The organism is Cypionkella aquatica (assembly GCF_030161095.1).
Classification (GTDB): domain Bacteria; phylum Pseudomonadota; class Alphaproteobacteria; order Rhodobacterales; family Rhodobacteraceae; genus Cypionkella; species Cypionkella aquatica.
Map to the genome: position 1 here is coordinate 415908 of NZ_BSPP01000010.1, position 20575 is coordinate 436482.

At 59.2% G+C, this 20575-nt stretch carries 22 protein-coding genes and 4 tRNA genes; 16 read left to right on the plus strand and 10 right to left on the minus strand.

The annotated features are described in order from the left end of the window. The first annotated feature begins 37 nt into the window (after positions 1 to 37). The 9 genes from QQJ98_RS14950 (at position 38) to QQJ98_RS14990 (ending at position 8536) form a co-directional block, all read left to right on the plus strand. Complete coding sequence (locus tag QQJ98_RS14950) at positions 38 to 919, plus strand: ABC transporter permease (protein ID WP_284326147.1); 882 nt, start codon at positions 38 to 40, stop codon at positions 917 to 919. Beyond that, on the plus strand, positions 916 to 1743 hold the full coding sequence (locus QQJ98_RS14955) for an ABC transporter permease (RefSeq protein WP_284326148.1): 828 nt from the start codon (positions 916 to 918) through the stop codon (positions 1741 to 1743). Before QQJ98_RS14950 ends, QQJ98_RS14955 begins: the two co-directional genes overlap by 4 nt. A 143-nt stretch (positions 1744 to 1886) precedes the next feature. Beyond that, positions 1887 to 3224, plus strand: coding sequence for a glutamine synthetase family protein (locus QQJ98_RS14960; protein WP_284326225.1), 1338 nt, complete (start codon positions 1887 to 1889; stop codon positions 3222 to 3224). Positions 3225 to 3364: 140 nt separating this feature from the next. Next, positions 3365 to 4057, plus strand: a complete 693-nt coding sequence (locus QQJ98_RS14965; protein WP_284326149.1) for a type 1 glutamine amidotransferase — start codon at positions 3365 to 3367, stop codon at positions 4055 to 4057. Between the two features lie 36 nt (positions 4058 to 4093). Next, on the plus strand, positions 4094 to 5449 hold the full coding sequence (locus tag QQJ98_RS14970) for a glutamine synthetase family protein (protein WP_284326150.1): 1356 nt from the start codon (positions 4094 to 4096) through the stop codon (positions 5447 to 5449). A 1-nt stretch (position 5450) separates the two neighbouring features. Further along, on the plus strand, positions 5451 to 6752 hold the full coding sequence (locus tag QQJ98_RS14975) for an NAD(P)/FAD-dependent oxidoreductase (RefSeq protein ID WP_284326151.1): 1302 nt from the start codon (positions 5451 to 5453) through the stop codon (positions 6750 to 6752). A gap of 179 nt (positions 6753 to 6931) precedes the next feature. After that, on the plus strand, positions 6932 to 8158 hold the full coding sequence (locus QQJ98_RS14980) for a DegT/DnrJ/EryC1/StrS family aminotransferase (RefSeq protein ID WP_284326152.1): 1227 nt from the start codon (positions 6932 to 6934) through the stop codon (positions 8156 to 8158). A 96-nt stretch (positions 8159 to 8254) separates the two neighbouring features. Continuing rightward, positions 8255 to 8329: transfer RNA gene (locus tag QQJ98_RS14985), tRNA-Gly, on the plus strand. Between the two features lie 132 nt (positions 8330 to 8461). Further along, a tRNA-Gly gene (locus QQJ98_RS14990) sits at positions 8462 to 8536 on the plus strand. Between the two features lie 100 nt (positions 8537 to 8636). On the opposite strand, the gene QQJ98_RS14995 is transcribed toward QQJ98_RS14990, so the two are convergent. Next, complete coding sequence (locus QQJ98_RS14995) at positions 8637 to 8918, minus strand: DUF2218 domain-containing protein (protein WP_284326153.1); 282 nt, start codon at positions 8916 to 8918, stop codon at positions 8637 to 8639. A 119-nt stretch (positions 8919 to 9037) separates the two neighbouring features. On the opposite strand from QQJ98_RS14995, the gene QQJ98_RS15000 reads away from it, so the two are divergent. Continuing rightward, positions 9038 to 9111 (plus strand) — tRNA-Cys (locus QQJ98_RS15000). 34 nt (positions 9112 to 9145) lie between these two features. On the opposite strand, the gene QQJ98_RS15005 is transcribed toward QQJ98_RS15000, so the two are convergent. After that, positions 9146 to 9796, minus strand: coding sequence for a trimeric intracellular cation channel family protein (locus QQJ98_RS15005; RefSeq protein ID WP_284326154.1), 651 nt, complete (start codon positions 9794 to 9796; stop codon positions 9146 to 9148). 236 nt (positions 9797 to 10032) lie between these two features. Here QQJ98_RS15005 and QQJ98_RS15010 point away from each other — a divergent pair, with 236 nt between their 5' ends. Together QQJ98_RS15010 and bfr are read left to right on the plus strand one after the other, a co-directional pair. Beyond that, positions 10033 to 10338 carry a (2Fe-2S)-binding protein gene (locus tag QQJ98_RS15010; protein WP_284326155.1) on the plus strand — a complete coding sequence of 102 codons (306 nt, stop codon included), beginning with the start codon at positions 10033 to 10035 and terminating at the stop codon, positions 10336 to 10338. Next, positions 10286 to 10771, plus strand: a complete 486-nt coding sequence (gene bfr, locus QQJ98_RS15015; RefSeq protein ID WP_284326156.1) for a bacterioferritin — start codon at positions 10286 to 10288, stop codon at positions 10769 to 10771. The genes QQJ98_RS15010 and bfr overlap by 53 nt, the downstream gene beginning before the upstream one ends. Before the next feature lie 210 nt (positions 10772 to 10981). Here the strand turns inward: bfr and tdh are convergent, their stop codons facing one another. The 8 genes from tdh to pdxH all read right to left on the minus strand — a co-directional run bounded on the left by tdh (position 10982) and on the right by pdxH (position 17376). After that, positions 10982 to 12007 (minus strand): L-threonine 3-dehydrogenase, encoded by a 1026-nt coding sequence (tdh, locus tag QQJ98_RS15020; RefSeq protein ID WP_284326157.1) that lies wholly within the window; start codon positions 12005 to 12007, stop codon positions 10982 to 10984. After that, entirely contained in the window at positions 12004 to 13194 is a 1191-nt protein-coding gene (locus tag QQJ98_RS15025) for a glycine C-acetyltransferase (protein ID WP_284326158.1), read from the minus strand. The genes tdh and QQJ98_RS15025 overlap by 4 nt, the downstream gene beginning before the upstream one ends. 140 nt (positions 13195 to 13334) lie before the next feature. Next, on the minus strand, positions 13335 to 13901 hold the full coding sequence (locus tag QQJ98_RS15030; RefSeq protein ID WP_431307828.1) for a helix-turn-helix domain-containing protein: 567 nt from the start codon (positions 13899 to 13901) through the stop codon (positions 13335 to 13337). Positions 13902 to 14014: 113 nt separating this feature from the next. Further along, complete coding sequence (locus tag QQJ98_RS15035; protein ID WP_284326160.1) at positions 14015 to 15424, minus strand: protein adenylyltransferase SelO; 1410 nt, start codon at positions 15422 to 15424, stop codon at positions 14015 to 14017. Between the two features lie 132 nt (positions 15425 to 15556). Further along, a tRNA-Pro gene (locus tag QQJ98_RS15040) sits at positions 15557 to 15633 on the minus strand. A gap of 42 nt (positions 15634 to 15675) precedes the next feature. Then, positions 15676 to 16122 carry a DUF192 domain-containing protein gene (locus QQJ98_RS15045; protein ID WP_284326161.1) on the minus strand — a complete coding sequence of 149 codons (447 nt, stop codon included), beginning with the start codon at positions 16120 to 16122 and terminating at the stop codon, positions 15676 to 15678. Positions 16123 to 16127: 5 nt separating this feature from the next. Continuing rightward, positions 16128 to 16655 (minus strand): cold-shock protein, encoded by a 528-nt coding sequence (locus QQJ98_RS15050; protein ID WP_284326162.1) that lies wholly within the window; start codon positions 16653 to 16655, stop codon positions 16128 to 16130. A gap of 118 nt (positions 16656 to 16773) precedes the next feature. After that, positions 16774 to 17376: a pyridoxamine 5'-phosphate oxidase gene (gene pdxH, locus QQJ98_RS15055; protein ID WP_284326163.1), complete on the minus strand. Its 603-nt coding sequence runs from the start codon at positions 17374 to 17376 to the stop codon at positions 16774 to 16776. 96 nt (positions 17377 to 17472) lie between these two features. Between pdxH and fabI the strand changes: the two genes are divergently transcribed. The 4 genes from fabI (at position 17473) to QQJ98_RS15075 (ending at position 20535) form a co-directional block, all read left to right on the plus strand. After that, positions 17473 to 18309 carry an enoyl-ACP reductase FabI gene (fabI, locus tag QQJ98_RS15060; RefSeq protein WP_284326164.1) on the plus strand — a complete coding sequence of 279 codons (837 nt, stop codon included), beginning with the start codon at positions 17473 to 17475 and terminating at the stop codon, positions 18307 to 18309. A 32-nt stretch (positions 18310 to 18341) separates the two neighbouring features. Next, the gene (locus QQJ98_RS15065; protein ID WP_284326165.1) at positions 18342 to 18956 is read left to right on the plus strand and encodes a LysE family translocator; all 615 of its coding nucleotides are present in this window, start codon (positions 18342 to 18344) and stop codon (positions 18954 to 18956) included. 74 nt (positions 18957 to 19030) lie between these two features. Beyond that, positions 19031 to 19549, plus strand: a complete 519-nt coding sequence (gpt, locus tag QQJ98_RS15070; protein WP_284326166.1) for a xanthine phosphoribosyltransferase — start codon at positions 19031 to 19033, stop codon at positions 19547 to 19549. Positions 19550 to 20025: 476 nt separating this feature from the next. Beyond that, positions 20026 to 20535, plus strand: coding sequence for a DUF2127 domain-containing protein (locus QQJ98_RS15075; protein WP_284326167.1), 510 nt, complete (start codon positions 20026 to 20028; stop codon positions 20533 to 20535). The last annotated feature ends 40 nt before the right edge of the window (positions 20536 to 20575 follow it).

Sequence of the window (20575 nt, forward strand, 5' to 3'; positions counted from 1 at the left end):
CTGCAAATCGGGGGCCGCTTTCATTCGGGCAGATCAGATGTTCGCAGCTTGCGCCGACCCCAAAGCGATTGAGGGCCTGACTTGGGCCACCTGCTACCTGACATCGGGCAAGCACCTTGATTTCTATGGCTCTTTTATCACCGTCCTGCTGCTGCTGGCGATCACCGCCCCGGTGGCGATGGCGCTTGGCTTTGGCGGTGCGATGGCCGCGCGCAGCCAGATCACGCCGCTGCGCTGGTTCGGCAAAGCCTATAGCGCGATGGTGCGCGGCGTGCCCGATATCGTTTATTTCCTGTTTTTCGTCATCGCGCTGGATCAGGGCATCGAATATCTGAACTTCCTGCGCGTCTGCCCCGACACCAGCCTTCCGGTGTTTCGCGGCATGGAATTCCACGTCTGCCCCGAGGCGAAAGTCCCCCTCTCCACCGCCGCTCCCTTCGTGTTTCAGGCCTACAATTTTGGCATTGCGGTGATCACCTTCGCCATCGTGTTCGGCGCATTCGTCGCCAATGTGATCTATGGCGCGATGCAAGCCGTTCCCCGCGCGCAACTGGAAACAGCCGAGGCTTATGGCATGTCGCAAGGCCAGGTCTTCCGCCGGGTGCTGGTGCCGCAAATGTGGACCTATGCCTTGCCCGGCCTGACCAACCTGTGGATGATCCTGATCAAAGCCACGCCCTTGCTTTTCTTGCTGTCGGTCAAGGATATCGTCTATTACGCCCGCGAATTGGGCGGCACTAAGACCCAAGCCTATGATTACCCACACCCCGATTGGCGGCTTTATTACTTCCTTGGCCTTCTGGTGTTCTACCTGTTGATGACGAAACTGTCCGAAATCGTGCTGTCCCGCATCGCCAACCGCCTGTCAAAAGGTCAAGCTACCGCCGCAGGCGAAGCGATGCGAAAGGCCACGATATGAGCTGCTGGGAAACCTTCACCGATTACGCCCTGCGCTCGATCGGCATCGGCGCGAAACTTCTGCCGAAGGCCGATTTCACCCTTTGCCAACAGTTCACCCTGATCGGCTCGGGCCTGATCTGGAACGTGTATTTCGGGGCTATGGCGCTGCTGTTCGGATTCTTTCTGGCCAATGCGCTGGCCTTGGCGCGTATCGCCCATAGCCCTTGGGTACGCAAACCTGCCGAATGGTTCGTCTTTGTGTTTCGCGGCTCGCCCCTGTTCATCCAGTTCTTCCTCGCCTATGAAATGCTGGTGATGCTGCCCCGGACAGGTATCGAGATTTTCGGCATGACCCTGACCTCCTCTTGGCTGACCAAGGCATGGGCTGGGGCGCTGATCGTGTTGTTCCTGAACACCGCCGCCTATTCTGCCGAGATTTTCTATGGTGCTTTGCGCTCAATCCCGAAAGGCGATCTTGAGGCTGCCGAGGCTTACGGCATCACCGGATGGAACAAATTCCGTCGCATCCAATGGCCAACCATGCTGCGTCTCGCTTGGCCCAGCTATACCAACGAGGCGATTTTTCTGTTTCAATCGACGACCTTGGTGTTTTTCTCGGGCTTCCCGGCGCTGAGCCAACGGGGCGATGCGCTATATTACGCCAACTATTTCGCCGACAAGACCTTCAACCCGTTCATCCCCTATCCCATCGTGGCGATGTACTTCGTCTTGCTGACTTTGGGGGTCATCTGGCTGTTTGGCCGCCTGAACCGCCACCTCAACCGCCACTTGCCGCAAAACATCCGCAGCAGAATTCGCTTGCGTCCTCAGCTTATCCGATAGTAAACTGAATTTGATCAAATTGCGGGACTGCTATCGTGGCAGCCGCCGGGATCACAAAAAAGGATAGGATCAAGGGCATGATCCAATCTGTCCGCTGGCCTTTGGCAAGTGTGGGCGGCGTCATGCCTTCCTGATGTGAAATGATGAAAGACTGGCTGAGAAAGCATCCCGACGTGCGCACCATTCGGGTGGCCGCGGCGGATTTGAACGGGCAAGCCCGTGGCAAACGCGTGCCTGCGCGCTTTGCGGATAATGTGGTGAAAAGCGGCACGCGGTTTCCGTTTTCTGTGCTGAACCTCGACATCTGGGGCGAAGATATTGACGACAGCCCGCTGGTATTTGAGCAAGGCGACCAAGACGGCATCCTGAAGCCGACCGAGCGCGGCTTTATGCCGATGCCGTGGCTGGAGGCGCCGACAGCACTGCTGCCGATCTGGATGTTCCGTGAAAACGGCACGCCCTATGAAGGCGATCCGCGCCACGCGCTGGCGACGGTGGTGAACCGCTTCAAGGCCAAAGGGCTGACCCCGGTTTGCGCGATGGAGCTGGAATTTTTCCTGATCGACGATAGCGGCAAGAACCTGCAAGCCCCCGCCTCGCCCCGTTCCGGCAAAGTGCGTAAGGCGGCAGAAACCCTGTCGATCCGGGCACTTGACGCCTTCGACACGTTCTTCACCGACCTCTACGACGCCTGCGAAGCGATGGACATTCCCGCCGACACCACCACCTCGGAAACCGGTTTGGGGCAGTTTGAGGTCAATCTGATGCACTGCGACGACGCCTTGCGCGCCGCCGATGATGCGTGGTTGTTCAAGATGCTCGTCAAGGGTCTGGCCCGTCGCCACGGCTTTGCCGCCAGCTTCATGGCCAAGCCATACCCGGAATATTCCGGCTCGGGTCTGCATACCCATTTCAGCGTGATTGACGAAAAAGGCGACAACGTGTTCGACTCGGGCGGCCCGAAAGGCACCGCGATGATGAAGAACGCCGTCGCGGGTTGCCTGAATGCGATGCACGATTCCGCGCTGATTTTCGCGCCACACCAGAACTCTTACGAACGGCTGGTGCCCGGCAAACACGCCCCCACCGCCATCGCTTGGGGCTATGAAAACCGCACCGCTGCCATCCGCATCCCCGCAGGCAACCCCGCCGCGCGCCGCATTGAACACCGCGTCGCGGGTGGCGATGTGAACCCCTATCTGATGCTGGCAGCCATCTTGGGCGCTGCGCTGGACGGCATCGAGAATCAGATGGAGGCCCCCAGCCCCATCGTCGGAAACGCCTATGCCGTCGAAGGTCTGGGGCAGATTCCAACCAGCTGGGAAGCCGCGATTGACGCGATGGAGCAATCCGAAATCGTATCGCGTTTCATCCACCCCGAGCTGATCAAGAACCTCGTCTCGACCAAACGGCAAGAGCTGCACTATATCGGCGAACTCACCGCGGCCGAGCGGATCGAACTCTACCTCGATACCGTGTAAGCGAAATTCGCGCGAATTTCGGCACGATTTCCGCGCGGAAATCGCCCTGCTTGCCGCGTTCGCAACCTCATTCAGCATCCCCTCTTGACCAACCGGGGGGGTGCTGCGCTACCCTGATCCACAGTCAAACCGGACACATCATGCGCATCGGAATCCTACAAACCGGCCTCGCCCCCGACGTGCTCGTGGAAACCTCGGGCGATTACCCCGACATGTTCGCACGCTTGCTTGCCGGCCACGGCTTCACCTTTCAGACCTTTCGTGTGGTCGAAGGCGAATTTCCGGCCTCGGTCGCCGACTGTGATGGCTGGCTTATCACCGGATCCCGCCACGGCGCCTATGAAGACCATGCGTGGATTCCGCCGTTGGAAAACTTCATCCGTGACGCCTATGCCGCCCATGTTCCGATGGTCGGCATCTGCTTTGGGCATCAAATCATCGCGCAAGCCATGGGTGGCCGTGTGGAGCGTTTTGCCAAAGGCTGGGCCATCGGTGCCACCGACTACGATTTCGACGGTCAGCACATCACGCTGAACGCCTGGCACCGCGATCAGGTCACCGAAAAACCTGCCAATGCCAAGGTCTTGGCCTCAAATGATTTCTGCACCAACGCCGCGCTGATCTACGATGATCGCATGCTGACCGTGCAGGCCCATCCAGAATTTCGTCCCGAATTCATTGATGGCTTGATGCACACTCGGGGCAAAGGTCTGGTCCCCGACGAGGTCATGGCGGCAGCCGCAGACCGGCTGTCAGACCCGATCCAGGACCAGACGATGGCGGATAAAATCGCCGCGTTCTTCAAGGCCAAAAGACACAACGTCCCCGCCTAGACCGACGGGGTTAACCCGAACCAACAGTGTGATAAAATGTCCAAATGGACCGACCAACTGCCAGAGGCAGCCCGCAACTACATCGGCGATCGCCGGGTGGACGAAGTCGAATGTGTGATCGGTGACATCGCTGGCGTCGCGCGCGGCAAAGCCATGCCCGCAGGCAAATTTGCCCATCAGGCCAACTACTTCCTGCCAAACTCGATCTTTCTGCAGACCATCACCGGCGAATGGGCCGACAATCCCTTCGATGCTTTCACCGAGCCGGACATGATTCTGGAGCCTGATTTCACCACCGCCACCGCCGCCCCTTGGACCGCAGATGTGACGCTGCAAGTCATCCACGACGCCAAGGATCAGCAGGGCAACCTTGTGCCGTTCGCGCCCCGCAACGTGCTGCGCCGCATCGTTGATCTCTATGCCGCCCAAGGCTGGACGCCCGTGGTCGCGCCTGAGATGGAATTTTTCCTGACCGCCCGCAACATTGACCCCAACCAGCCGGTGATCCCGCCGATGGGCAGATCAGGCCGCCGCGCTGCCGGCAAGCAGGCCTATAGCCTGTCGGCGATTGACGAATACGGCAAGGTCATCGACGACATCTACGACTTTGCCGAGGCGCAAGGTCTTGAAATTGATGGCATCCTGCAAGAAGGCGGCGCGGGCCAGATCGAGCTGAACCTCGCCCACGGCGATCCCATTCGTCTGGCGGACGATGTGTTTTTCTTCAAACGCCTGATCCGTGAAGCCGCCCTGCGCCACGATTGCTTTGCCACGTTCATGGCGAAACCAATCGCCGGAGAGCCCGGCTCTGCCATGCATATCCACACCTCGGTGGTCGATAGCAAAACTGGCAAGAACATCTTCTCGGATAAAAAGGGTGGCGAGACCGAAGCCTTCCTGCACTTCATCGCCGGGATGCAGAACCATCTGACCGGGGCCATCGCCCTGATTGCGCCCTATGTGAACTCTTATCGCCGCTATGTGCCGGATTTTGCAGCGCCGATTAACCTTGAATGGGGCCGCGACAACCGCACCACCGGCCTGCGCATCCCGATCAGCAGCCCGGCGGGTCGTCGGGTGGAAAACCGCCTGCCGGGGATGGATTGCAACCCCTATCTGGGGATCGCGGCGACCCTTGCTTGCGGCTATCTGGGCTTGATGGCGAAAAAACACCCGCGCCCGGAATTCAGCGGTTCCGCCTATATCGACAGCGACGATATCCCGGTCAACCTGGGCGACGCGCTTGATCTTCTCGAAGAGGATAAAGCCCTGTGCGAGGTGATGGGCCCTGAATTCGTAGCGGTCTACGATTCAGTAAAACGCAATGAATACAAAGAGTTCCTGCAAGTCATCAGCCCGTGGGAACGCGAACATTTGTTGTTGAACGTATAAGATGAACCTGCTGCATGCCAATGATCAGGCGGGGGCCTATCCCCCGTCTTACTACGCCGCCACCCGCACGCCGCTGGCCGAGTTTCCCGCGCTGCAAGGCCAGATCCAAGCCGATGTCTGCATCGTCGGCGGCGGCTATACAGGGCTGTCCGCCGCCTTGCATCTTGCCGAAAAGGGCTATGATGTCGTGCTGCTAGAGGCCCACAAGCTGGCCTTCGGCGCATCGGGGCGCAACGGAGGGCAGGTAGGCTCGGGCCAGCGTCAGGATCAGGACTGGATCGAGAAAGCCCTTGGCCGGGAAGTCGCCCACAAGCTGTGGGATTTGGCCGAAGAATCAAAGGCTTTGGTAAAGAACCTCATCCAAAATCATCAAATTCCCGTCACATTCCACCCCGGCATTGCCCACGCCTGTTGGACGGATGTGCAGGTGCGCGATAGCCATGTCTACGCCGAAAAACTGCACCGCGACTATGGCTACACCCATCTGGAAACCCTTGATCGGGTGGCGATCCAAAATCTGATCGGCTCCAAAGTCTATAAAGGCGGCGAGATTGACCGCGACGCAGGCCATCTGCATCCGTTGAACTATGCGCTGGGTCTGGCTGCGGCGGCAGCCAAAGCGGGCACGCGGCTGCATGAGCGTTCGGAAGTCATCCGGATCGACCATGGCGCAACCCCGGTTGTGCATACCGCGACGGGGAAGGTCGTGGCCAAGCAGTTGATCCTCGCCTGCAACGGCTATCTCGGCAATCTTGCGCCAAATGTTGCGGCAAAAGTCATGCCGATCAACAACTTCATCCTCGCAACTGAACCTTTGGGGGATCGTGCCAAGGACATCCTCAGCCAGCCCATTGCTGTGGCTGATACCAAATTCGTGGTGAATTACTGGCGGCTGTCCGAGGACAATCGCCTGTTGTTTGGCGGCGGCGAATCCTACGGCTATCGCTTTCCCGACATCATCAAGACCACTTCGAAACCGATGCTGGAAGTCTATCCGCAGCTGAAAGGCACCAAGATCGACTATGCTTGGGGTGGGACTTTGGCGATCACGATGAACCGGATGCCGTGCTTTACCCGGCCCTATCCCAACACGCTGTCGGCTTCGGGCTATTCGGGGCATGGCGTTGCCATGGCGACTTTGGCAGGCAAGATCCTTGCCGAAGCAACCGCCGCGCAGTCTGAACGGTTTGATCTGATGGCCAGCTTGCCGCAGCAGCGGTTTCCGGGTGGGGCGGCGCTGCGCTGGCCGCTGCTGGTGCTGGCGATGACATGGTATGGCATGCGCGACCGACTGGGGATCTAGGGTAAATTGCGCTGAAAACCTGTGGCAAACCACGCGGCCAGCCTGCAAAGCCGCGTGGAAACAGGCAAAACTCACCGCGTCGTCGGCGGATTTCACCACAAGGCCGCGATTGTCACTAGCCTGTCACCAATCCAGAGTCTAAAGCTTTCCTGAAGAAGAGTTTAAGGAAAGCTGTGATCATGGCTGCTGCGCAAAGTCTCTCTGCCCAAACCGCCCCGCAAACCCACGATGCCGAACCCATCCCCGAAGCCTGCCGCGCCGAGATTGACCGCTTGCTCAGCTCTGGCGATCTGTTCCGCTACACCGCTGCCGAGGGTGCGCCGGTAGCTTTGCTGGAAGAAGAATTTGCCGCCCTGCTGGGCGCGAAATATGCGCTGGCAGTCGCCTCATGTTCCGCCGCGCTGTTTTTGGCGATCAAGGCGCTGGATCTGCCGCGCGGCGCCACCATCCTGATCCCCGCCTTTACCTTTGCCGCCGTGCCTTCCGCTGTGGTGCACGCCGATTGCACGCCGGTGCTGGTCGAGGTTGGTGAGAATTACCGCGTCAATATGGTGGATTTCGCCGCCAAACTGGATGGCGCTGCCGCCGTGCTGATCAGCCATATGCGCGGCCACACCTCTGATATGGACGCGATCATGGCGCTGTGCGACGCGAAGCGCATCCCGGTGATCGAAGACGCCGCCCATAGCCTTGGCACCACTTGGCATGGCAAGAATATCGGCACCATTGGCAAGGTCGGCTGTTTCAGCTTCCAGTCCTACAAGCTCGTCAATGCGGGCGAAGGTGGCATCCTGATCACCGATGATCCTGAAATCGCCGCCCGCTGCGTGATCATGTCGGGCGCTTATGAGCAGAACTGGAAGAAACACCCCGGCATGCAGAACAGCTATATGCTGTGGCAAAACAAGCTGCCGCTCTACAATATGCGGATGCAGAACCTGTCCGCCGCCGTGATCCGCCCGCAGTTGCCGATGGTCGCGGAGCGCGTTGCCAAGGGCCGCGCTGGCCATGACCGCGTCGCAGCCGTGCTGAACGCCAACCCTTTCCTGACCGTACCGCCCGCCCTGCCCGCCGAGAATCGCGCCCCCGATTCCATCCAGTTCAACCTGACCGGGGCTTGGTCGGATGCGCAGGCCTTTGCCTTTCAGGCCCATGCCAAACAGCACGGCGTCACTGTGCAGATTTTCGGTCTGACCGAAGGCAACGCGCGCGCCTTCTGGAACTGGGAATTCCTTGGCCCCGCCCCCGATCTGCCGCAGACCCGTGCGATGCTGATGCGGGCCTGCGATGTGCGCCTGCCCACCCGCCTGACCGAGGCCGAGCTGGATTACATCGCAAACGCCCTGATTGCCGCCGCCAATGCCGTGAAAGCTCCGGTGAAATCGGCTGCGATGGCCTCTGCCTGAAGCCAAAAGAAATCAGCGAGATAAATCGCACCGCAGACTGCATTTCCCTCTTGCAGCCGCGATGTGCCTCGCTTATTTCACCGCCATCCGACGGTTGCGGGCGTAGCTCAGGGGTAGAGCATAACCTTGCCAAGGTTAGGGTCGTGAGTTCGAATCTCATCGCCCGCTCCATCGGAAATCAAAAAGGGCGTCCCTGTTGGGGCGCCCTTTTGCTTTGGAGCAGGCTGCAAAAATGCCGCAAAATTCCTTGGAATTACCCCTTGCACCGCCCGACGCACCTCGCTAAACACCGCCCTACGGAGTGCGGGCGTAGCTCAGGGGTAGAGCATAACCTTGCCAAGGTTAGGGTCGTGAGTTCGAATCTCATCGCCCGCTCCAGTTTCAAAACGGCCGCTCAATCGAGCGGCCGTTTTGTATTTCAGCCCCAATCTTGGTAACTCAGTCTTGGTAACTCACGCAGCCTCTTGATTGGAAAAACCTAATCCTGCCAATTCATTGCGCTAAAGCCTTCCCGAAACGCAAAGCGCTCCAGATGCTTATCAATCACCATCTTGGCATCGGCGCGCTTGTCATCGGCCACATCGGCAAAGCGCACCGACAAGGCTTCAGCCGTGGCGCTGACCTCGGCCACCCCCAAGCTGAAAGGGATCTGCCCCGCGTTTTCATCAAAACTGACCTCGATCTTATGGGCAAAATGCTTGCACAGCTGTTGCAAGTATTTTGAGGCTTTGGCGGTCTGAAATTCACCAACGAGTTGCATTGCTTATTTTCCCTTACTATTTCTATCAGGTTATATAACCGCGCTGCCGCCAAGTTCAAGCCAAACCCAAATCCCCCTTGCACCCTGCGCCGCTTTCCCCTATCTCACCCAAACCTTGAGGCGGGTGGGCAGGCAGGCTATGCGCTGGATTGCAAATCCATGTAGATCGGTTCGATTCCGATACCCGCCTCCAGGGATTTCCCAAAACATCTGATTTCCCAAAAGATCTAATGCGGTGGCCGCTCTGGCCTTGGGCGAAACACTGGCAGCGCCCAGTCAAAGCGGATCGCCAGAATACGGATCAGGCAGGCTGCAGCCAGACCAACCCCCATCGCCACCTCGGTTGGCAAATCAACCGCCATCGCCCCGATGAACAACACCGCCCCCGCCGCCGAAGCCGAGACATAAATCTCGCGCCGCAACAGAATCGACGGCTCTTGCCCCAGCAGATCACGGATAATCCCGCCCACCGCGGCCGTGATCACCCCCATCACCACGGCCACCAGCGGCCCCGCCCCGGCATCCAGCCCCTTGCTGGTGCCCGCAATCGTCACCAGCGCCATGCCAAACGCATCCAGATACAGCACCATCCGATAGCGCGAGCCGACCAGATGCGCGCCAAAATGGATCAGCGCGGCCATCACAAGACAGACTGCAACCGGCCTTGGGTCTGAAACCCAGAACACCGGCACCCCCAGCAAAAGATCGCGCAAGGTGCCACCACCTACGCCCGTCACCACGCCCAGCCACAAGAACCCCAATATATCCATCTGCTTGCGCGATGCGACCAAGGCGCCAGTCACTGCAAAAACCGCAGCCGCCGCCAGATCAAGAACCTGTAGGATCGGGGTCTGCAGCAGCGGCACGATTTCGGACATAGCGGCGCGTTCCTGATTTCTGGGGCGCGACAGCAGCGCCTGCATTGGTTTAGGCCAGCTTGGGCGGAAAAGCCAATGCGGGGTCTGGCGGCGACAAGATGCCAAGTAAAAGAATCAGGTTTACAATCTTTAGTATTTTGCTAGGTTTGAATAGCTGACAGAAAGCCTTTCGACACCCTCCCCGCCCTACGCCGATCCCGCCTTCTGTCCATCCCGCCTAAAGTCTTGGTGCCAAAGTGATCGTCTGCCATTGCCAAACCATCTCGGATCACGACATCCGCGCCGCCGTTGACTGGATGCGCGCCGCCGACCCCGACACCATCATCACGCCGGGCAAGATCTATCATGCTTTGGGCAAGCGCGCCGATTGCGGCGGCTGCATGCCCTTGTTCCTTGACACGATGCGTCAATCTGCGAATTTCGGTGTGGGTGCGGCAGACCAGCCGGGCCAACAGATCCCGAATCTCCGCAGCGTGAAAGGAATGTCCTATGAAGGGCGACCCAAAAGTTATCGAGTATCTCAACGCAGCTCTGCGCTCTGAACTCACTGCCGTCAGCCAGTATTGGCTGCACTACCGCCTGCAGGATGATTGGGGTCTGGGCCATCTGGCGGCGAAAAGCCGTGCAGAAAGCATTGAAGAGATGAACCACGCCGACAAGCTGATCACCCGGATCATCTTTCTGGAAGGCCATCCGAACCTGCAAAAGCTGGACCCGTTGCAGATCGGCCAAACCGTCCGCGAAACGCTGGAATGTGATCTGGCCGCCGAACATGGCGCGCGCACCCTCTATATCGAAGCGCGCCGTTACTGCGATCAGGTCGGCGATTTCGTCACCCGTGGGCTGTTTGACGAGCTGACCGCCGACGAGGAAGGCCATATCGACTTTCTGGAAACCCAGCTTGGCCTGCTGGACCGGATCGGCGACGAAAACTACGCGCAGTTGAACGCCAAGCCCGCCAATCAGGCAGAGTAAAGCGGCGCGTTTCACGCCTCGAACATATCAAAACGGCGGAGGATGTCCTCCGCCGTTTTCTTTGCAAAAGCAGCCGTCAATTGCACGATCTGGGCTAGCAAGCCCGCGATTTTTGGGGTGGCACTTTGTGGGCAAAAGTTAAGAAAGTCTGAACGATCGCCCACAAGCCTTTGATTCTGCGTAAACGGACCCCTTGTCCACGCGTGGACACTACGCCCAATCCAGCACAACCTTACCCGATTGCCCTGACCGCATGACCTCAAACCCGGTCTGGAATTCATCCACCCCAAAGCGGTGCGTGATGACTTTCCGAACGTCGAGACCATTCTCCAGCATCGCGATCATCTTGTACCAGGTCTCAAAAATCTCACGCCCATAAACGCCTTTTATTGTGATGGCCTTGAACACGATCCGGCTCCAATCCACGGGGGATTTCCCCGGCGGAATCCCCAGCATCGCGATCTTGCCCCCCATCACCATCGCCTCAATCATCTGATCAAGCCCGCGCTGATTGCCCGACATCTCCATCCCGACATCAAAGCCCTGCACGATCTTCAGCCGCGCCATCACCTCGCGCAGATCCTCGGTGGCCACATTCACCGGCGTCACATCCGCCACCTCAGCCGCCAATTTCAACCGCGCCGGGTTCACATCCGTGATCACCACATGCCGCGCCCCGACATGCCGCGCCACCGCCGCCGCCATGATCCCGATCGGCCCCGCCCCGGTGATCAAAACATCCTCACCCACCAGATCGAAACTCAGCGCCGTATGCACCGCATTGCCCAAAGGATCGAGGATCGCACCAATCTCATCATCAATGGAATCCGGCAACGGCACCACATTGAACGCAGGCAGCCGCAGATATTCCGCAAACGCGCCGGGTTCATTCACCCCAATGCCGCGCGTGGCCGGATCGAGATGGAACTTCCCAGCCCGAGACTGCCGCGACAACTTGCCGATCAAATGCCCCTCACCCGAGCAACGCTGGCCAATCGCCAACCCCTCGACCAAAGCGCCCTTGGCGACAATCTCACCGGCAAACTCATGCCCGGTGACCAGCCCCACCGGCACCGTCCGCGCAGCCCATTCATCCCAATTCCAGATATGAATATCAGTGCCGCAAATCCCGGTCTTCTTCACCTTGATCAGCACATCCTCGGGCCCAATCTCGGGCACACCGCGGTCTTGCATCCACAGCCCAACCTCAGCCTTCGCCTTGACCAAAGATTTCATCGGATCGCCCTCACTTCCTTGCCCGCCGCCTCAAACGCAGCCAGCGCAAAATCCAGATCATCGGTGCTCAGCGCCGCATTCATCTGCGTCCTGATCCGCGCCCCACCGTGAGGAACAACAGGATAGAAAAACGCCGAGACCATCACTCCGCGCGCGTCCAAAGCCCGCGCAAACGCCTGAGCCAAGGGCGCATCACCCAGCATCACCGGCACAATCGGATGCTCACCGGGCAGCAATCGGAACCCGATCGCCTCCAGCCCCGCGCGCCAGTAGGCCGCATTGTGGAATAGTTTTTCCCGCAGATCATCAGCTGCCTCGACAATATCCAACGCCGCCAGCGCCGCTCCCACCACCGCAGGCGGCAGGGCGTTTGAAAACAAATACGGCCGCGCCCGCTGGCGCAGCAAATCAATCATCGGCTGCGGCCCGGCGATATAACCGCCCAAAGCGCCACCCAAGGCCTTGCCCAAAGTGCCGGTCAATACATCGACCTTCACCCCGGCATGAAACGGCGCCCCCCGCCCCTGTGGCCCCATGAAGCCTGTAGCGTGGCAATCATCTACCATGGTCAGCGCGCCATATTTCTCGGCCAAAGCCGAAATCGCGCCAAGATTGGCAAGCGTGCCATCCATCGAGAACACGCCATCCGTCGCAATCATGATAAACCGCGCGCCATCAGCCACGGCTTTCAGCAACTGAACCTCAAGATCGACCATATCATTATTGGCAAAACGGTAACGCTTGGCCTTGCAGAGCCGCACCCCGTCAATGATCGAGGCGTGATTCAGACTGTCAGAGACAATCGCATCGGCCTCACCCAACAAAGGCTCAAACAGCCCGCCATTGGCATCAAAACAGGCAGCGAACAGGATCGAATCCTCCATGCCCAGAAAACCCGCGATCCGCTGTTCCAACTGACGGTGCAAGTCCTGTGTGCCGCAAATGAACCGCACCGAGGCCATGCCGTAGCCGTGGCTGTCCATCGCCGCCTTGGCAGCCATGACCAGTCGGGGATCATCCGCGAGACCCAGATAATTATTGGCGCAAAGATTAAGCATCTCACGCCCAGCCACCCGCACCCTTGCGCTCTGTGCCGCCTCAATCAACCGCTCCCGCTTCATCAGGCCATCGGCCTCGATCCCGGCAAGCGTATCTCGCAAATGGTTTAGAAATCTTGAATCTGTCATGGCAGAACTTCCTCCAGTTTAACGGAATTAATCGCAACTGCGCGCGAAAGTCAACATAGCGGAATAAAATCCGCTAAAACGGACCTCCGTTCACATTGGTCGAAATATCCTCGGGGTCCGGGGGCGAGCCCGCGGCGATGTCAACTGTCCTGAACGATCAGCAAGGCCCGTGCAGCGCCCGACTCGGCGGCAATCGCATGATCACGGTCGGCGGGATACCGCGCCGTATCCCCCGGCCCCAGCACCTGCTCATCCTCACCCGAGCGGACACGGATCTGCCCCTCGATCACCGTCAGATGCTCGCGGCAGCCAGCACTGTGCGGCTCGGACTCCAACAACCCATTGATTGCAAATCGCAAATCATAAACCTCATGCTCGCCCACAGCATCGGCAGGCGACAGGATACGGATTGAAACGCCAAGACCGCGACCGCCGATCACTGGGGCTGCCCCGGCGCGCACGACCTCGATTCCCGGCTCGGGACGGCCCTCCAGCAGCCCCGCAAAATCAACCTGCAACGCCTGCGTCAGATTCCACAAAGTCGCCACGGTGGGCGAGGATTCACCACGTTCAATCTGGCTGACCATAGAGCGGCTGACGCCCGATAGTTTGGCAACAGCATCGAGGCTTAGCCCACGCGCCTTGCGCGCCTCACGCAACGAGGCTGCCAATCTGTCGTGGATATCAGACCTTGGATTCATGCGCATACCCTGCATAGACAGAAGCAATCCGTCAACGCCCCGCCCGCAACCGCGCCGATTTCCGCGCGGAAATCGTGTACGGAATTCGCGCGAATTCCGCCCCGGTCAAGCTGTCGCGCTCAGGTGCCGCAATAGGTCACATAGCGCCCAAAGCCGATTGGCGCAGGCAACGTGAATGCCTCGCGCCCCAATTCCGGGGCGAACGGGTGTTGAACCTGGGTCAAAAGTGCCTGAAACGGTGCGATATCGCCCGCGTTTGCCGCCTCTAGTGCAGCTTCCACCAGATGATTGCGCGGGATCACCGCCGGATTTGCTGCAAGCATCGCAGCCTTTGCATCTGTCGCCACGCGCGCGCGCCAGCGCGGCAACCATGCGATGATCGCCGCCCTATCCTCGAACAGCGCCAGAAAGGCGCCCTCATCGCTGAAAACCCCAGCCAAGCGCCGAAACGCCAATGTCCAATCAACCCCTTGGATTGCCGACAGAAAATCATCCGCCAACGCACCGTCGCCCGGATCCACCCCGTGCAGTCCCAATTTATTACGCATCACTGCAAGCCATTCCGTGCGATAGATTGCGGCGATTGCCTCCAAGCGCGCATTGGCCAGATCGACCGCCTTGCTTTCATCCGAATCGAAAAACGGCAGCAAAGCTTCGGCAAGGCGCGCCAGATTCCAGCCCAAAATCAGCGGCTGATTGGCAAAGGCATAGCGGCCCTGCCGGTCGATCGAGGAAAACACCGTCCCCGGCGCGTAATGCTCCATAAACGCGCAGGGGCCGTAGTCAATCGTCTCACCCGAAAGCGCCATATTGTCGGTGTTCATCACGCCATGAATGAATCCCACGCCCATCCACTGCGCGATCAGCCGCGCTTGCGCGGCCACCACCGCATCAAACAAACCCAGTGCCCCAATCGCCCCCGGATAATGTCGCGCGATGGTATAATCCAGCAATCGCTTGAGCTTATCCATCTCGCCGCGCTTGGCGAAATATTGAAACGTGCCGACCCGGATGTGGCTGGCAGCGATCCGCGCCACCACCGCGCCCGGCAAAGCGCCCGCCTCACGCCGCACTTTCTCGCCGGTCATCACTACAGCCAAAGACCGCGTCGTCGGGATGCCAAAAGCCGCCATCGCCTCAGAGATCAGATATTCGCGCAGCATCGGCCCCAACGCCGCCTTGCCATCGCCGCCGCGCGAAAACGCCGTGCGGCCCGAGCCTTTCAGCTGCAAATCCCAGCGCCGCCCATCCGGCCCCAGAAACTCGCCCAGCAAATGCGCCCGCCCATCGCCCAAAGTCGGCGAATAGCCGCCAAACTGATGCCCGGCATAGGCCAAAGCCGCAGGATCCGCGCCCGGCGGCACCACAGCGCCAGAAAACCAACCTGCGGCATCGTCGATCTGCAGCCCCAGATCCGCTGCCAGCGCCGTATTCAGCACCACCACTTCGGGCGCGGGTGCGACATCAGGCGCTTGCCGCAGATAGCTTCCCGGCAGATCGCGCAGATAGCTGTTGTCGAACTGGATCATCGCGACTCTCCTGGATCAGAGATTGGGCCCTTGCCAAGGATATGGCCGTCGCATCCAAGCCAAGCAAGCGTGCAAGCTGCAAAAGCACCATACATTGGCCTGAAACATCAATAGATTGAGATTTTGGGAAATTGGTCGGGGCGAGAGGATTTGAACCCCCGGCCCTCTGGTCCCAAACCAGATGCGCTACCAGACTGCGCTACGCCCCGACTGCTTGCCTCTTAGCTGGCTTTATCAGGATTGAAAAGCCGCTATCCGCCAGAACATGGCCAAACTGCAAGAGATTGATCCAAAGCCGCACTGCGCAACTGCGATCCGGGCGCAATTCCCATCCGAGCAGCCAAGCCGCCGTTGATTTCCAACACCACAGCGACACCCTCGCCGCCATCAATCGGGGTTTCATCCTGCGGAACAGCATTGCTGTGCACCGCCGTCACCAGCCCGGTCTCATCGGCAAACACCATGTCAAGCGGCAACAGCGTGTTCTTCATCCAGAAATAGGCATGTTTCGGCTGATCATACACAAAAAGCATCCCCGCCGAGGCGGGCATCTTTTCGACAAACATCAAGCCTTTGCTGCGCTTCGCCTCGGTATCGGCAACCTCAACCGAGAATCGCTGCACTCCCGAAGGTCCGCGCAGTTCAACAGCATCAGGCGCGCAGCCCGCATAGGCGGCGCCTCCCCATAGCAAAGTCATTGCAATCAGCTGTGAACCGAAGCTTCCCATGACAACACCTGTACCGCCATCCGTCCCCGTTTGCCCTCGACGATGCGCAGGCACACAGCCTCGCCCGCCGCAAGATCCGCGAAACCGGAGTGGCGCAGCACTTCGACATGCACGAAGACATCTTCGTTGCGGCCAAAGACATTGGCAAAGCCAAAACCCTTGCCCTTGTCGAACCACTTCACCCGTGCCGGTTCCATCGGCAGGATCGCGATTTCTTCTGGCGTTGTACGCTCGGTATCTTCGCCCAGCGGAAATACAGATCCGGCCGGAGGCTCGATTTTAACGACCTCTACCGCCTGCACCCCGCGTTGGGTTTGCTGCACTTTCACCGTGATCCCGGCGCCATCGGCAACCGAGCTTTGCCCGTAATTTCGCAACACATTGGCGTGCAGCAATATATCCCCAGAGTGTCCCTCTGCGACTATAAAGCCAAAACCCTTGGCTGGATCGAACCACTTCACGAGGCCGTGCAGAATTTGCACGTCCAAATCTTCATCATTCATAGAAGGACCGTTTCCCCAGATAAAGCCCCTAGGGTTTAGTCATGCAGGCATTATTGGGGCGGTTGCAAGCGCTATCTTTTCTGCATTTTCGCACAGATCATTTCGCGCTTCGTGAAATTTACGGATTAAGTCGCAAAATTTCCCACGGCTTATCAATGGCTTGGCGTGACCAGCGAAACCGATCATGCAACCTAAAGGTGCCATCAGCCCAGAACTCCATCTCTAAAGGAACAATCCGAAAGCCGCCCCAGAACGCCGGGCGTGTGGGATTCGCACCCTGCGCGGCGGTGACCTTTGCCACCTCGGCCATCAGGGCCAAACGCGACGAAAGCGGCTGCGACTGGTCGCTGGCCCAGGCCCCCAAACGCGACTTCAGACTGCGGCTGGCATAGTACGCATCCGCAGGCGCGCCCTCTTCCCGGCTGACCAAACCGCGCACCCGGATCTGACGGCGCAGGCTTTTCCAATGCAGCACAAACGCCGCCTTCCCCGAAGCATCCAACTCGCGCCCCTTGGCCGAGCCATAATTGGTGTAGAACACAAAGGCTGCAGGCTCGATATCCTTCAGCAGCACCATCCGCACATTCGGCATACCCTCCGCATCCACCGTCGCAAGCGCAATCGCATTGGGATCGTTCGGCTCGACCGGCTCCGCCTCTGCCAACCAGCTTTTCGCAATGGCAAACGGGTCATCGCCCGCAAAAATTCCGCTTCTGTCCATGATCTTCCTCTTTTGACGAGATGGCGCACCCTTGATGCAGAGCGGCCTTTCGCCTACACAACTTCTTCAGGAAATAGGGTGGACGGGGAAGACCGAATGTCAACTGGACAAGTAAGCAACGGATTGATGGCAGGCAAGCGTGGCCTGATCATGGGGCTCGCCAATGACAAATCCATCGCCTGGGGCATCGCCCAAGCCATCGCGGCACAGGGCGCAGAGATTGCGTTTTCCTATCAGGGCGAGGCGCTGAAAAAGCGCGTTGAACCGCTTGCGGCGTCGATCGGCATGAATACCTTTGTGGAATGTGATGTCTCGAACGAAGAGTCGATCGACGCACTGTTCGCACATCTGTCCAAGCTTTGGGGCAAGATTGATTTCGTCGTCCATGCCATCGGCTTTTCCGACAAGAACGAACTCCGCGGCCGCTATGTCGACACGTCGCGCGCCAACTTCCTGATGACAATGGATATTTCGGTTTATTCCTTTACCGCCGTCTGCCAACGCGCGGCGGCGATGATGAACCACGGCGGCAGCCTTCTGACCCTCACCTATTATGGCGCGGAAAAAGTCATGCCACATTACAATGTGATGGGCGTCGCCAAAGCCGGGCTTGAGGCATCGGTGAAATACCTTGCCGAAGACCTTGGCAAAGACGGCATCCGGGTCAACGCGATCTCGGCAGGGCCGATCAAGACGCTGGCGGCTTCGGGCATCGGCGACTTCCGCTATATCATGAAGTGGAACGAGCTGAACTCGCCGCTGCGGCGCAATGTCACGCAGGAAGAGGTCGGCAAGGCTGCGCTTTATCTGTTGTCCGATCTCGGTTCCGGCACCACGGGTGAGAATTTGCATGTTGACGCAGGCTATCACGTCGTCGGCATGAAAGCCGTCGATGCGCCCGATATCGATGTCGTCACCGGTCGCAAAGACTGACCAACCGTTCAAGTTTCGCAAGGACCAGTGCCATGACCGTTGCCGCCTTTCTCGCCGTTGCTTTTCTGCATCTGATGGCCGCAATCAGCCCCGGCCCTGCCGTGCTGATGTCGGCGCGCACCGGCGTGACCGAAGGTCTGCGCACAGGGTTTTTCCTCGCCTGCGGTATTGGCGTCGGGGGTGTGATCTGGGCGATGGCGGCGCTGTTCGGGCTGAACCTTGTGTTCCAAGCCGCGCCTGCGCTGCTTTACACGCTGAAAATTGCGGGCGGCATCTACCTGATCTACATGGCCTATGGCATGTGGAAGACCGCCGATCAGCCGCTTGATATGGCTGAAACCGGCCGCCCACCGCGCAGCGCGCTGTCGGCGTTCCGGCTTGGCCTGATCACCCAGCTTGCCAACCCGAAACCCGCCGTGCTGTTCTCGGCGATTTTCGTCGGCACCGTGCCGCCCCATACCCCGGCTTGGGTTTACGGCGCTTTGCTTGCCGTGGTGTTCCTGAATGAGACGATCTGGAACACCCTCGTCGCCCGGATTTTTTCGTTCGAGCGTTCAAAAGCCACCTATATCAGCCTGAAATCCATCATCGATCGCTGCTTCGGCGGCATGCTTGCCGTGCTCGGGCTGAAGATCGCCGCGACCTGAGTTTCATCTGTTCATAAATATCCCGGGGGTGCGGGGGCTGGCCCCCGTGTCTTGCCAGCCAAAGGAGCCACGCCATGAATGACCGCTTGCCGCATGAAAAAGGCTTCCATGTCTCGTGGGACCAAATGCACCGCGACAGCCGCGCGCTGGCATGGCGGCTGGATGGCAAAGGCCCCGACAATGGTGCGTGGAAGGCCGTGGTCGGCATCACCCGTGGCGGCCTTGTGCCTGCGATGATCGTAGCGCGCGAGCTTGATATCCGCGTCGTCGACTCGATCTCGGTGAAATCCTACCACTCGGGCGGCGGCAAAGCCGATCAACGCCGCGAAGCGCAGGTGATCAAGGCCCCGCAGCCCGAGGTGATGGGCGACGGTGCCGGCATCCTGATCGTGGACGACCTTGTCGATTCCGGCAAAACGCTGGAACTCATCCGCGGCCTTTACCCAAAGGCGCATTTCGCCTGCGTCTATGCCAAACCCGAGGGCGAAAAGCAGGCTGACACCTATATCACCTCCGTCAGCCAAGACACTTGGATCTTCTTCCCATGGGACATGGCGCTGCAATATGTCCAACCCTTCCGCGGCGCGGATTAAGCCCAAGCAGGCGCACCACGGCCCTTGCTTGGGCACCCTGCGTCTAATCGTTGACGCAGCGCGACACCCCGTTATGGTGCTCAAATCCTCGGGTTTGCTTTGCTGGAGAAGACAATGCGGCTTGCCTATTTTCTGTTGCTGTCGCCGCTGCTGATGGCAGGCTGCCCGATCCCAAACACCAGCACAACCGCTCCCCCCGCCGACCTGAATATCACAATGCCAAAGTCAGAGGATGATATCGGCGTCAGAGGTCTCGACTTGAGCGATGCCAAACCCTGATTGTGCGGGGCCAACACACCCCGAGCAATGCAACAGCCCGGCCTGCAAGGACATCTCCCCACGCATCACTCTTGCGGCACAAAAGCGCGCCCGCTGCCCAAGGGCTTGCAAATGCGGCCCTTGTTGCGCCATATCGCGCAGGAACTGAAAGGCCGCCCGATGATCTGCGCCACCGCCTGCCTGAGGCACCTTCCGGCATGAAGCCGCCTGCCCACCCCAGCCGCGCGCACGTTCTGCATTGGTTGTTCGAGACCAGCCTTGCGATCAAGGGCCTGCTGTGCTCGTCAGAGTTTCTCTGTGGTCTTGCGCTGCTTTTGACCCCCAACGCCCCGGCTGCACGCCTGTTGTACTGGCTGACGCATTTCCAGATTGCCGAAAGTCCCACCGACACCCTCGCCACCTGGACACAGCGCGCGATGGAGGGCTTTCCCGTCGCCACCCAAGACTTTTACGGCTGGTATCTTCTGCTGCATGGTGGGCTGAAGCTGGCAATGGTGGTGATGCTTTGGGCGCGCATCCTGTGGGCCTATCCTGCGGCGATGGCAGTGCTGGCTGGCTTTGTGATCTATCAAATTTTCGAGTTTCAGCACTCCGGTTCGCCATTCCTGCTGTTGCTGGCATTTTTCGATCTGCTGATGATTGCCCTGATTTGGCAGGAATACAAAGCCCTGCAAGCCAAACGCACCGCCAAGACGGCGGCGCCTTAACCCAGCGTCCCGCCGCCCCGGACTTGATCCGGGGCCTCAT